This window comes from Tepidiphilus sp. HLB4 (assembly GCF_054823945.1).
Genome location: NZ_JSYB01000040.1, coordinates 1 through 11,803, shown reverse-complemented (window position 1 = coordinate 11,803; position 11,803 = coordinate 1). Strand labels below are relative to the sequence as shown.

The window sequence follows — 11,803 nt, the reverse complement described above, 5'->3', positions numbered from 1 at the left end:
CGGCAGCAGCGGCAAAGGCATCTGCGGCCGTTCGCCGGTGAGGGTGTGCAGGAAGGCGACGACTTTCTTCAGCTCGTCGGCGGTGAAGGTGCGGCCGAGCTGCAGTCGCCCCATGAGGGTGACCGCATCTTCCAGCGTGGCTGCCTCGCCGTCGTGGAAGTAGGGGTAGGTAAGTTCCACGTTACGCAGCGTCGGCACCTTGAAGTACCAGCGATCCTCGTCTTTTTTCGTCACCGCCGCTCGACCTTCGGCCGGCGAAGTCGATTTGTACGGTTCGACCACGCCGAGTTTCTGGAAGGAATTGCCGCCGAGGTTGGGGCCGTTGTGGCAGGCGATGCAGCCGCTCTCATAGAAGATCTTGAAGCCCTCGAGCTCGGTGGCGGTGAGCGCCTTGTCGTCGCCCTTGAGCCACTTGTCGAAACGGGCGTTGGGCGTGACCAGCGTCTTCTCGAACTCGGCCATCGCATCGGTGATGTGATCGAGGGTGACGACGTCGGTGTCATAGATGGTTTTAATCGTTTCGACGTAACCGGGGATGGACTGGATCACGGCCACGGCGAGCGTGTGGGGCATGGCCATCTCGACCGGCGCCTGGATCGGGCCGGCGGCCTGTTCCTGCAGATTGGCGGCGCGACCGTCCCAGAACTGGGCGATGTTGAGCGAGGAGTTGAAGACGGTGGGGGCATTCACCGGCCCCGGTTGCCATTTGTGACCGATGGAAGTCTTGAGGTTATCCACTCCGCCCAGCGACAGGTTGTGGCAGGTGTTGCAGGAGATGATGCCGGATAGCGACAGGCGCGGCTCGAAGAAGAGCTGGCGGCCGAGGTCGACCTTGGCCGGATGATCGATCTTCGCTGGTTCGATCGGCTGGATGATGGCCTTGGCCTTTTCGCGCAGTTCGGCAGAGAGGCTGGGCTGGGCCGCCTGGACGGCGGAGACGGCGAAGACGGCGGCGATCGCGGCGAACAAGGGTTTGCGCATCATGAAGGACCTCCGGCGGAAGAAAAATCTGTAAGGCGACTTTAGCCCACCTTCTCTTTTCCCACAGGGGAAAAGCGCCGAAGTTTGCGCTGGATCAAAGTTACCGCCGAGAGGCGTTGCCGATTCGCGACAGGGTTTCCGCTTCGTTACCGAGGACGCGGCAGGAACGGCAGTTCGATCTCGATCGCATCCAGCGTGTTCTTCACGAGCAGCCCCAGTTCGGTGTCGCCGGAAAGCGCCAGGCGCCGCTGGAAGAAAAGCGTGTCGGCGTCTTCTTCCCGGCGCAGCAGGGCGAGGAAGTCGCGGGTGGTGGCGCGCAGCGTCAGACGCGGCGCGACGTGCGCTGGCAGGGGGCGAAAACCACGTCGGGTGAGGGTGAGGGCGAGCCGCAAGCCGAGGTCGCTCACTTCGATGCGCAGCGGTTGCTCGAGGAGCGCGTCGAGCTCCGGCAGCGGCAGCCGGGGAAAGAGCAGGCGGTCAAGGGCGAAGGCGAGCACGGCCGCCGGCGGGGTCTGCGGCAGGCGGGAGACGATCCGGGCGAGTGCGGGCGGAATGACGAAGCGGTCGTCTTTCATCATCGGGCGGCAAGAGGGGAAGAAGAGGGGGCGCGGTACACGAAGCCGCTTTCACCGTACCAGAAGCCGTTGCACGACTCTGGCTCGGGCGCGGGCATTTCACCCAGGCGTCGGGCGCGGTCGAGGGCGGCGATCCGCTCGAGGGTGCCTTCGGGGGCGGGCACGAGGCGCAGAGCCTGCGCGAGTGGGGTGACTTCCTCCAAGCGGTCCATCAGGGACCACGGGCGGGCGGAGAGGACTTGGACGCCGTTGAGCACGAGGAAGTCGGCGCCGTCGCGCGTGGCGAGCGGCAGTCCGGCTGGATGCGCCAGGCAGCGGAATTCGCAGGCGTCCTTCTGCAGCCGGTAATGGCGGGCGGTGAAGCAGCGCGCCGAATGCGCCAGCGCAAGGGGGCCCCATACCGGCAGTTCGGTCTCGATCGTTCCCTGCTCCAGAGCGGTGAAACCCTCCAGCAGGTGCGCGAGCGCCGCGCGGGAGAGCTCCGGCGGCGGCAGCCAGCGGCGCGCCCCGGCCTCGTGCAGCTGCGCGAGCGCATGGGGATTGTAGACGTTGAGCGAAGCACCAGCGATCCAGTCGCGGCGGCCGGCGGCCGCGAGCAGGCGCACCGTGCCCATCTCGTTCGCCTCGACGGCGAATTCGTCCTGTTCCACCAGGCGGCGCACCCATTTGAGGTGCGATTCGGATTCGATGAGGGCGTAGCCGGCGAGGACGACGCGCTTGCCTGCGGCGGCGAGGTCGCGTCCGAGCGCGATCCAGTCGGGCAGGCGCAGCTCGGCGCGGCGGGCACAGACGGTCTCGCCGAGCACGACGGCGTCGACGGGCGCTTCGGCGATCGCCTCGTAGAAGGAAAGGACACGCCCGTGCGGCCAGAAGTAGGGGATGGGTGCGAGCACCAGTTCGAACGAAAGCGGGTTCATGGAGGTCATTTCCACGGCCGGGAATAGGCGCCCAGCGTGTGGCTCGCGCCTTCGCTGACACGGTCGAGCGCGGCGAGCCACTGCGGGTGTGGGGAGAAATCCTGGGGGGCGGCGAGGGCAGCGTCGATCGCTTCGCGCCACACGCGGGTGACCTGCGCCACGTAGGCCGCGCTGCGCTGACGGCCTTCGATCTTGATGGCGGCGACGCCGATCTCGATGAGGCGCGGCAGCAGCTCCAGCGTGTTGAGGCTGGTGGGCTCCTCGATGGCGTAGTAAGTGTGTCCCCCCACCGCGAAACGGCCCTTGCACAGGGTGGGGTAGCCGGCCGGTTCCTCAGGGGCGTAGCGGTCGATGAGAAAGCCGTTGAGCCGCGCCTCCAGCCCTTGCGGCGTTTCGTCCCAGCGCACGAATTTGGCCGGCGAGCAGGCGCCGTGGCAGTTGGGCGACTGTCCGGTGGCGTAGGCCGACAGCGCGCAGCGCCCCTCGACCATCACGCACAGCCCGCCGAAGCCGAAGACCTCGACCGCCACGGGGCTCTGCCGCACCACTTGCGCCACTTGTTCGAGCGAGAGCACGCGCGGCAGCACGGCGCGCTCGATGCCGTAGCGCTCGTGATAGAAGGCGAGCGCCTCGTGGTTCGTGGCCGAGCCTTGGACCGACAGGTGTATACGCAGCTCGGGATGGCGCTCGCGCGCATGGGCCAGCAGGCCGAGATCGGCAAGGATGAGGGCGTCGACCCCGAGCGCCGCGGCCCGGTCGACCGCCGCCGTCCAGTGGGCCCAGCCTTCGGTTTGGGGATAGGTGTTGAGGGCGAGGAAGACGCGGCAGCCGTGCGCATGCGCCAGCTCGATCGCCTGCGCGAGGCTGCGTTCGTCGAAATTGAGGCCGTTGAAGTTGCGCGCGTTGGTGGCGTCCTTGAAGCCGAGATAGACGGCGTCCGCTCCGTGTTCGACGGCGGCCTTGAGCATGGCCGGGTTGCCGGCGGGGCAGACGAGTTCAGGGCGGCGCACGCGGGAGGAATTCATCATCGGGCGCAGGAATCCGACTCGGAAAGTTCGCAGGATAGCGCGCGAGGGCGATGCCGTCCTTGACGGAAGTCAAGGTCGAGCCCCGATGGGGGTGATTCGGGGCGCGACGCTCGCTGTCGGGTGCGGCGCCCGAAAGTCAGAGCAGGGCGAACTTGAGCAGGAACACGCCGGCGATCACGGCTACGGCGAGCGGCAGCTCGCGCACGCGCCCGGTGAGGAGCTTGAGGGCGGTGTAGGTGATGAAACCGAAGGCCAGACCGTTGGCCACCGAGAAGGTGAAGGGGATGGTGATGGCGGTGACCGCTGCCGGTGCCGCTTCGGTGAGGTCGTCCCACTGCACCTGCGCCAGCCCGCGCGCCATGAGGGTGGCCACGTAGAGGAGCGCCGGCGCGGTGGCATAGGCCGGGACCATGGCCGCGAGCGGGGAGAACACGAGCATGGCGAGGAAGAGGATCGCCACCACCACGGCGGTGAGCCCCGTGCGCCCGCCCACCGAGGCTCCGGCGGCCGATTCGAGGTAGGTGGTGGTCGAGGACGTCCCCAGCGCCGCGCCAAGCACGATGGCGGTGGAGTCGGCCATGAGCGCCCGTCCCAGGCGCGGCAGGCGGCCTTGGGCGTCGAGCAGCTTCGCGCGCTGGGCCACGGCGATGAGCGTGCCGGAGGCGTCGAAGAGTTCCACGAGGAAGAAAGTGAGCACGATGGAGAGGATGCCCGTGTCGATCGCCCCTTTGATGTCCATGGCCAGAAAGGTGGGGGCGAGCGAGGGCGGCGGGGCGAAGAGGCCCTTGAAAGGGACGAGCCCCAGGGCCACGGCGGCGAGTGTCACCCCGAGGATGGCGATCACCACCGCGCCGGTGACGCGGCGTGCTTCCAGCGCCAGGATGGCGAGGAAACCGATCACGGCGAGCAGCACCGGCAGGCGGTGCAGGTCGCCGAGCGTGACGAAGGTGGCCGGGTGCGCCGCCACTAGCCCCGCGTTCTTCAGGCCGATGAGCGCGAGGAAGAATCCCACGCCGGCCGAGATGGCGAACTTGAGACTGGCGGGGATAGCGTCGATGATCCACTCGCGGATGCGCAGCGCGGAAACGATGAGGAAAAGGCAGCCGGAGATGAAGACGGCTCCGAGCGCCGTCTGCCAGGAATAGCCGAGCGTTCCGACCACGACGAAGGCGAAGTAGGCGTTGAGCCCCATGCCCGGGGCGAGGGCGATGGGGTAGTTGGCGTACAGCCCCATGATGGCCGAGCCGATCGCCGCCGCGAGGCACGTGGCGGTGAAGACGGCTTCGCGCGGCATGCCGGCCGAGCCGAGGATCTCGGGGTTGACGAAGACGATGTAGGCCATCGTCAGGAAGGTGGTGAGCCCCGCGAGCACTTCGGTGCGCACGTCGGTGCCGTGGGCCTTGAGCTGGAAGAGGCGTTCGAGCATGGAGATGGCGTCCAACGAAGACGCTGCATTGTAGGAAAAGTCAGCGAAGGAAGGCAATCGATATAATCGCTTCCTGGCATCCGGAGGAAAGGAAATGAAGTGGGCGTGAAGCGCGGAAGGCGAGGGGTGGGGCGCTCGGGCGCCGTGGCGCTGCTGGCGCTGTTGCTGCTCTTCGTTTGGCTGTGGACGGGGCGCAGCGCCCTGCCACAGGATTCGCCCGGCGGCTGGCCGCGCGTGCGCGACACCGTCGACCGGCTGCTCACCACCGAACTCGTCAATCCGGGTTTCGTCGTCGGTTATTCCGAATGGCATGGCGTACCGCGCTGGGTGGCCTATCGCGCCGATCCGCCGCCGGGTCATCGCCTGCAACGGCGTCCGGCGCAGTTCGAGCCGGATCCCCGCACTCTGCGCTGCCGTCTGGGCTGGCATTGCGTGCGGCACGAATCCTACCGCGGCTCGGGGTTTGACCGCGGGCACATGGCGCCGAATTTCCTGATCGGCACCCGCTATGGGCCTGAAGCGCAGCGCGCCACGTTTCTGCTCTCCAACGTCGCGCCGCAGCGCCCGCAACTCAACCAGGGAAGCTGGCAGCGGCTGGAGGCGGTGGAGGCCGACCGCTTCGCACCGAATTCGCGCGTGCTGTGGGTGGTGGTGGGGCCGGTGTTCGACGAGAATCCGCCGCGTTTTTCCCCGGAATGGATCGCGATCCCCAGAGCGTTCTTCCGCATCTTCTGGGGCGAGGACGAGGAGGGGCGACGGCGGGCGCTCGCCTTTCTCATGCCGCAAGACACGCCACCGCAGGCCGACCTGCGGGCATATCTCACCACGGTGCGGGCGATCGAGCAGGCCACGGGAATCGACTTCTTCCCCGATTTGCCTACGCAGGAGCAGGAGCGGTTGGAGACGGTCGCGCCGGACGCCCAAGCCTGGGGGCTCACCGAAGAATGGGCCCGCGCTCCGGGGCGCTATCGGGCCGAATGAGCGAGGCTAGACGAGGAAGGGGTTGTTCAGGCGCTCTTCGCCGAAGGTCGACATCGGCCCATGTCCCGGCACGAAACGTACGTCGTCGCCCAAGGGCAGCAGCTTGGCGAGGATGCCGCTGATGAGCTGACGGTGATCGCCGCGGGGAAAATCGGTGCGCCCGATGGAGCCGGCAAAGAGCACGTCGCCCACGAAGGCGAGCCGCTCGTCGGGCGCGAAGTAGACCACGTGCCCCGGCGTGTGGCCGGGGACGTGGAGGACTTCCAGGGTGTGTTCTCCGATGGATACCGTGTCGCCCTCTTCGAGCCAGCGATCGGGCAGGAAGGCTTCGACCTTGCCGAAACCGAAGGTACGCGCCTGCTCCGGCAGCGCCTGCAGCCAGAAACGTTCTTCTTCTTGCGGCCCGAGGATGGGTATGCCACCCATGCGCCGGGCAAGTTCCGGGGCCCCGGCGGCGTGGTCGATGTGCCCATGGGTGAGCAGGATCTGGCGCACGTTCAGATTGCGGGTGCGGATCGCCTCTTCGATGCGCTCGAGGTCTCCGCCCGGATCGATGACGGCGGCCTCACCGGTGCGGTCGCACCACAGCAGCGAGCAATTCTGCTCGAAGGGCGTCACGGGAATGACGAGAACGTGGAGCATGGCGAGCATCCGCGGCAAGGGATGCCGATATTGTAGCAGCGAGGCGCCTCACGCAGCGCCCGGGTAAAGCCAGGAACAGATGAAAACCGCCGCGGCCACTCCGGCCAGATCCGCCGTGAGCCCCGCGGCGATGGCGTGGCGCATCTTCTTGATGCCGACGGCGCCGAAGTAGACCGCCAGCACGTAGAAGGTGGTCTCGGTCGAGCCCTGCAAGGTGGAGGCGAGCCAGCCGGCATAGCTGTCGGGGCCGACGCTCGGGTCCTTGAGGAGATCGGCAAGGAGCGCGAAAGCCCCGGAGCCCGACAGCGGCCGCAGAATGGCCATGGGCAGCACTTCGGCGGGAAGGCCCAGCGGCTCGGTGATCGGGGCGAGCAGGGCGACGAAGAAAGGCAGGGCGCCGCTTGCGCGCAGCAGCGCCGTGGCCGCGAGGATGGCGACTAGATAAGGAATGATGCGCAGCGCCACCTGGAAGCCGTCCTTGGCCCCGTCGACGAAACTCTCATAGACCGCCACGCCGCGCGTGAGGCCATACACGATGAATGCCACGATGAGCGAAGGGACGATCCAGGCCGAGACGATCTGGCCGTAGCGTACGCTGGCGACGATGAGAGCGACGAAGGAGAGCGCCGCCGCCCAGCCTGCCCAGCGCGGCAAGGGGGCGAGCGCTGCCTCTTCGTCCGCTTGCGCCTGCGCAGGCTGGGACATTGGCGCCGGGGCAATGCGTGGCGCGGGAAAGAAGCGGGCGAAGAGCGGTGTGAGGAACACCGCCGCCAGCGTGGCGCAGGTGGTGGCAAAGAGGGTGGTGGGCAGGATGGCGGCTGGGTCGCTGCTACCGGCGGCCGCGCGCAGGGCGATCACGCCGGTGGGAAGCAGCGCCAGGCCGGAGGTGTTGATCGCGAGGAAGCGCACCATGGCGTCGGTGGCCGTTCCGGGATGGGGATTGAGCCGGTCGAGCTCCTGCATGGCGCGGATGCCGAAAGGCGTGGCCGCGTTGCCCAGCCCCAGCAGGTTCGCCGAGAAGTTCATGATCATGGCGCCCATGGCCGGGTGCTGCGGCGGCACTTCGGGGAAGAGCCGGCGCATGAGCGGGGCGATGAGGCGGGCGATGCCGGTGAGCAATCCGCCTTGTTCGGCAATCTTCATCAAGCCAAGGAAGAAGGCCATCACGCCCACCAGCCCCAGGGCGAGCTCGACGGCGGCGCGTGAAGCGTCGATGACGGCCTTGCTCATGGCCATCATCACGCCCGGCGTGCCCGTGAGCTCGCGGCCGGCGCCAGTCGCAAAGGCGATCAGCAGGAAAGCGGCGAAGATGCGGTTCATGCCGAAGAAAGGATCAGGAAGAGGAATCCAGGGTGACGGCAACCTGGCGCCGTTCGGTGCCGCGCAGCACGTCGAGCGTTACGGTGTCGCCGGGCCGGTAGCGCTCGAGCGCGTCGAGGAGCGTGTCGAGATCGGGCGTAGGCGTGCCGTCGATGGCCACGATCAGATCGCCCACCACGACGCTGCCCTCGGTGACCGGAACGAAGGGTTTGAGCCCTGCGCGCGCCGCCGGCCCATCGGGGTCGACGCGCAGGATGGCCACTCCAGGCGGAAGGCCCAGGGCCTTGTTGAAGGCGGGGGAGGCCGCGGCGATGCCGAGCACGGGACGGCGGATGCGTCCCTCGCGGATGAGCCGCGGCACGATGCGGTTGACCTCGTCGACGGGGATGGCGAAGCCGATGCCGGCAGAAGCGCCGCTGGGGCTGTAGATGGCGGTATTGACGCCGATGAGCCGACCGGCGCTATCGAGAAGCGGCCCGCCGGAGTTGCCAGGATTGATGGCCGCATCGGTCTGGATCACGCCGCGGATGGTGCGGCCGGTGACGGATTCGATCTCCCGATTGAGGGCGCTCACCACGCCGGTGGTAAGGCTCTGGTCCAGCCCGAAGGGGTTGCCGATCGCCAGCACTTTCTGCCCCACTTTGAGCCCCTTGCTCTCGCCGATGGGGATGGGGCGCAGGCGTTCGGGCGGGGCGTCGATGCGCAGCACCGCGAGGTCGCGGTCGGGATAGACACCGACGAGCTTGGCGCGCCAGGTGCTCTGGTCGGCCAGGGTGACGCGGGCCGCGTCCGCTCCCTGGATGACGTGGAAATTGGTGACGACATGCCCGGCTTCGTCCCAGACGAAGCCGCTGCCGGTCCCCTGGGGGATTTCGAGCACGTTGAGGGTGAAGAGGTTGAGCGCTTGGCGGGCGGTGGTGATATGGACCACCGAGGGCGAGGTGAGGGCGAAGATCTCGACGGTATTGCGCTCGTCGGCGGTGAGCTCGCCGCGCGGGGCGATGGCGCGCGGCTGGGCCGGGGTCGTTCCGGCGGTCTTCGCGAGCAGCGTGCCCAGCGAGGCGGCGAGCACGATGAAAAGGATGAAAAGGAGCGAGAGCAGCGTGAAGCGATGGGCGGAGCGCATGCGGCGGATTCCTGACGGTGCGAAGCGCTCATTGTACGGGAAAGGGCGAAGGCAGGGGGGATGGGGCGGGCAAAAACGGCGGCCACGCAGGCCGCCGTCGGACAGGGATGAAGAGAAGGTCAACCTTGAACGGCGATGCGCCGGGTTTTTGCGGTCTCGGCCTTGGGCAGCGTGATTTTGAGCACGCCGTCGCGATATTCCGCCTTGGCCTCTTCGGCCTTGACCGGCACGGGGAGCGCGATGGCGCGCTGGAAGCGGCCGTAGGCGCATTGCATGAGACGGTATTGCCCCTGTTTTTCCTCGCGCTCGAGGCGTTTCTCACCGCGAATCACGAGCTGGCCGTCGAGCACCTCGACTTCGAGATCCTCTCGGTCGAGCCCGGGGATCTCGACGCGGACTTCGAGCGCCTCGTCGGTCTCGTAGATGTCGGCGCCGAGCACCGCCCAGCGCACGCCTCCAGCCGGCGCCGGCAGATTGGGCGAAGCGCTTTTTTCGTCGTTGCGTTCGCGGGGCTGGAAGCGGGTGAGCGCGCCGGCGGCCCGTTCCCACAGCTGTCGCCAGCCCTCCATCAGATGCTCCCAGCTCTGGCCGAGGCCGGATTTCCATTGCTCCAGTACCGAACTCATACTTCGTCCTCCTCTGCGTCAGACGAAGGCCGCCCGGCGATGGGCGGCCAAAAAGGTCATTTCCGTACCGGAAATGAAGGAATCAGCCAGCCTGCACCGTGATGCGCTTGGGTTGAGCCTGCTGATGTTTCGGAATGCGCAGCTCGAGTACCCCTTGATCGAGTTTGGCCTGGATCGCTGCGGTGTCGAGGTCGCGCGACAGGGTGAAGCTGCGGGCATAGCGCGGGGCGCGGATCTCGGCGTAGATCGGCTCCATGCCTTCGCTCACGGGAAGCGACACGTTGCCTTCGATGGTAAGGGTGTCGCCCTCCACCTTGATCTCCAGCGAATCGCGGCTCACACCGGGCAGGTCGGCCCACAGGGTGATGCTGGTCTGATCCTCGATGATGTCGACGCGCGGCACCGCGGTCGGGACGCGCTGGGCTTCCTGGGCGGTGACGTTGGTGCCGGGGCGGGTGGTGACGTTGGTTTCAGCCATGGTCGTTCCTCCTTTCGCGATCATTTGATTTCGATGCGGCGCGGTTGCAGATGGGCTTTGCGCGCGATGCGCAGCCGCAGCACGCCGTCGCGGTAGGTCGCCTCGACCTTGTCGGGGTCGAGATCCTCGGACAGGCTGATGGTGCGGCGGAACTTGCCGGCGAAGCGCTCGTTGGCATAGACCGTGACCTGGTCGTTCTCCGGAATCGGCGAGGAGCGCTCGCCGGCGATCGTCAGCACGCCTTGCTCGAGCGTGACCTCGAGCTTGGCCGGATCCATGCCCGGAGCGAATGCATACACTTCGACCGCCTCGGGCGTGCGGCCGACGTTGATGGCTGGATAAACGACATCGAGCGCCGTTTCACGAATGGCCGCCGGCCAGCCGCTCCACAGGCGGTCGAGTTCGCGCTGCAGCCGGTCGAACTCCTCGAACAGGTTGGTGGGAAAGAGGGTCGTAACCATCGTGCTGCCTCCTTGAATGTTGGCCGGGCGGAGTCGCCCGGCACCGGGACCAACGATGAACGCGTGCGTTGCGTTTATTGGTATAGGTTGTCTCGGTGGGAATTTCAAGGGTTGCATCACGTGTGCGGTACTGGTACTTCATCGCGCTGCGCTTGTAATTTCCCTCGCCGCCAGCAATAATGGAGAGGCCCGGGCAGCGAGAAACCGTCGCCGCCCGGAGCGCACTCATCGGCTGTTCGGAGGCGGTACGGAATGAAGTTTCGCGACTACTACGAGATTCTCGGCGTGCCGCGCACGGCCACGGCGGAGGAAATCAAGAAGGCGTGGCGCAAGCTCGCGCGCAAGTACCATCCGGACGTGAGCAAGGAGCCCGACGCGGCCGAGCGCATGAAGGAGATCAACGAGGCCTACGAGGTGCTCTCCGATCCGGAGAAACGCGCCGCGTACGATCGCCTTGGGGAGCACTGGCGCCAGGGGGAGGACTTCTCGCCGCCGCCGGGCTGGGATGCCGGCTTCGAATTCCGCGGCGCACCGGGCGGCGGTCCTTTCGAGGGGATGGATTTCTCCGATTTCTTCGAGTCGCTCTTCGGGCGCATGCACCGCGGCGCGGCCGGTGCGCGCCAGCGCCGCAGCGGGGGTTTTGCCCTGCGCGGGGAAGACCATCACGCCAAGATCCTCATCGATCTCGAAGACAGCCTGCATGGCGCCACGCGTTCGATCACCCTGCGCGTGCCCGAGCTCGATGAATCCGGGCATGTGGTGCTGCGCGAGCGTACCCTCAACGTACGCATCCCCAAGGGCATCCGGCAGGGACAGAAAATCCGGCTCGCCGGCCAGGGCGGCCCGGGGATGAACGGCGGCCCGCCGGGCGATCTCTACCTGGAAGTGGAATTTCGCCCCCATCCGCTCTATCGCGTCGAGGACAAGGATCTCTACCTGACGGTGCCGGTGGCGCCGTGGGAGGCGGTGCTCGGTGCCAAAATCCAGATCCCGACGCCGGAGGGGCCGGTGACGCTCACCATTCCGCCCGATTCGCAGCACGGCCGCAAGCTGCGCCTGCGCGGCAAGGGGCTGCCCAGCGATCCCCCGGGCGATCTCTACGCGGTGCTCGAGGTGGTGCTGCCGCCGTCGAGCGATCCGAAGGTGCGGGAACAGTTCGCGGCGATGGCGCGCGAGGTACGGTTCGACCCTCGTGCGCACTGGGGCCGGTGAGGAGCCAACTCTCGTATTACAAAAAGTGCA

General features: G+C 67.2%; 13 protein-coding genes. 2 read left to right on the top strand and 11 right to left on the bottom strand.

From position 1 onward, the window contains the following. The 5 genes from OA56_RS07415 to OA56_RS07395 all read right to left on the bottom strand — a co-directional run. A partial coding sequence (locus tag OA56_RS07415; RefSeq protein ID WP_461584398.1) for a cytochrome-c peroxidase occupies positions 1-984 on the bottom strand: 984 nt, incomplete at its 3' end. Positions 985-1,127: 143 nt separating this feature from the next. Next, on the bottom strand, positions 1,128-1,559 hold the full coding sequence (gene ubiT, locus OA56_RS07410; protein WP_082438480.1) for a ubiquinone anaerobic biosynthesis accessory factor UbiT: 432 nt from the start codon (positions 1,557-1,559) through the stop codon (positions 1,128-1,130). After that, positions 1,556-2,473: a U32 family peptidase gene (locus tag OA56_RS07405; protein ID WP_461584395.1), complete on the bottom strand. Its 918-nt coding sequence runs from the start codon at positions 2,471-2,473 to the stop codon at positions 1,556-1,558. Before OA56_RS07405 ends, ubiT begins: the two co-directional genes overlap by 4 nt. Before the next feature lie 5 nt (positions 2,474-2,478). Then, positions 2,479-3,498: a ubiquinone anaerobic biosynthesis protein UbiU gene (gene ubiU, locus OA56_RS07400; RefSeq protein WP_461584400.1), complete on the bottom strand. Its 1,020-nt coding sequence runs from the start codon at positions 3,496-3,498 to the stop codon at positions 2,479-2,481. Between the two features lie 139 nt (positions 3,499-3,637). Next, positions 3,638-4,927, bottom strand: coding sequence for an NCS2 family permease (locus OA56_RS07395; RefSeq protein ID WP_461584393.1), 1,290 nt, complete (start codon positions 4,925-4,927; stop codon positions 3,638-3,640). A gap of 99 nt (positions 4,928-5,026) precedes the next feature. Here OA56_RS07395 and OA56_RS07390 point away from each other — a divergent pair, with 99 nt between their 5' ends. Then, on the top strand, positions 5,027-5,908 hold the full coding sequence (locus tag OA56_RS07390; protein WP_461584391.1) for a DNA/RNA non-specific endonuclease: 882 nt from the start codon (positions 5,027-5,029) through the stop codon (positions 5,906-5,908). Between the two features lie 6 nt (positions 5,909-5,914). On the opposite strand, the gene OA56_RS07385 is transcribed toward OA56_RS07390, so the two are convergent. From OA56_RS07385 to OA56_RS07360, 6 genes are all read right to left on the bottom strand, one after another. After that, positions 5,915-6,550, bottom strand: coding sequence for an MBL fold metallo-hydrolase (locus tag OA56_RS07385; RefSeq protein WP_461584390.1), 636 nt, complete (start codon positions 6,548-6,550; stop codon positions 5,915-5,917). Between the two features lie 48 nt (positions 6,551-6,598). Then, on the bottom strand, positions 6,599-7,870 hold the full coding sequence (locus tag OA56_RS07380) for a nucleoside recognition domain-containing protein (protein WP_055424356.1): 1,272 nt from the start codon (positions 7,868-7,870) through the stop codon (positions 6,599-6,601). A 13-nt stretch (positions 7,871-7,883) separates the two neighbouring features. Next, positions 7,884-8,996, bottom strand: coding sequence for a S1C family serine protease (locus tag OA56_RS07375; RefSeq protein ID WP_055424355.1), 1,113 nt, complete (start codon positions 8,994-8,996; stop codon positions 7,884-7,886). 119 nt (positions 8,997-9,115) lie between these two features. Continuing rightward, positions 9,116-9,622 (bottom strand): Hsp20/alpha crystallin family protein, encoded by a 507-nt coding sequence (locus OA56_RS07370; RefSeq protein WP_055424354.1) that lies wholly within the window; start codon positions 9,620-9,622, stop codon positions 9,116-9,118. A gap of 82 nt (positions 9,623-9,704) precedes the next feature. Then, positions 9,705-10,100 carry an Hsp20/alpha crystallin family protein gene (locus OA56_RS07365; RefSeq protein ID WP_055424353.1) on the bottom strand — a complete coding sequence of 132 codons (396 nt, stop codon included), beginning with the start codon at positions 10,098-10,100 and terminating at the stop codon, positions 9,705-9,707. Positions 10,101-10,120: 20 nt separating this feature from the next. Then, entirely contained in the window at positions 10,121-10,561 is a 441-nt protein-coding gene (locus OA56_RS07360) for an Hsp20/alpha crystallin family protein (protein WP_461584386.1), read from the bottom strand. A gap of 252 nt (positions 10,562-10,813) precedes the next feature. On the opposite strand from OA56_RS07360, the gene OA56_RS07355 reads away from it, so the two are divergent. Beyond that, entirely contained in the window at positions 10,814-11,773 is a 960-nt protein-coding gene (locus OA56_RS07355) for a DnaJ C-terminal domain-containing protein (protein ID WP_461584384.1), read from the top strand. Positions 11,774-11,803: the final 30 nt, after the last annotated feature.

Coding starts and splice junctions, on each gene's coding strand:
- OA56_RS07380 (WP_055424356.1), bottom strand. CDS start 7,870: ATGAACCGCATCTTCGCCGCTTTCCTGCTGATCGCCTTTGCGACTGGC.
- OA56_RS07355 (WP_461584384.1), top strand. CDS start 10,814: ATGAAGTTTCGCGACTACTACGAGATTCTCGGCGTGCCGCGCACGGCC.
- OA56_RS07385 (WP_461584390.1), bottom strand. CDS start 6,550: ATGCTCCACGTTCTCGTCATTCCCGTGACGCCCTTCGAGCAGAATTGC.
- OA56_RS07375 (WP_055424355.1), bottom strand. CDS start 8,996: ATGCGCTCCGCCCATCGCTTCACGCTGCTCTCGCTCCTTTTCATCCTT.
- OA56_RS07360 (WP_461584386.1), bottom strand. CDS start 10,561: ATGGTTACGACCCTCTTTCCCACCAACCTGTTCGAGGAGTTCGACCGG.
- OA56_RS07395 (WP_461584393.1), bottom strand. CDS start 4,927: ATGCTCGAACGCCTCTTCCAGCTCAAGGCCCACGGCACCGACGTGCGC.
- OA56_RS07365 (WP_055424353.1), bottom strand. CDS start 10,100: ATGGCTGAAACCAACGTCACCACCCGCCCCGGCACCAACGTCACCGCC.
- ubiU (WP_461584400.1), bottom strand. CDS start 3,498: ATGAATTCCTCCCGCGTGCGCCGCCCTGAACTCGTCTGCCCCGCCGGC.
- OA56_RS07405 (WP_461584395.1), bottom strand. CDS start 2,473: ATGAACCCGCTTTCGTTCGAACTGGTGCTCGCACCCATCCCCTACTTC.
- ubiT (WP_082438480.1), bottom strand. CDS start 1,559: ATGATGAAAGACGACCGCTTCGTCATTCCGCCCGCACTCGCCCGGATC.
- OA56_RS07370 (WP_055424354.1), bottom strand. CDS start 9,622: ATGAGTTCGGTACTGGAGCAATGGAAATCCGGCCTCGGCCAGAGCTGG.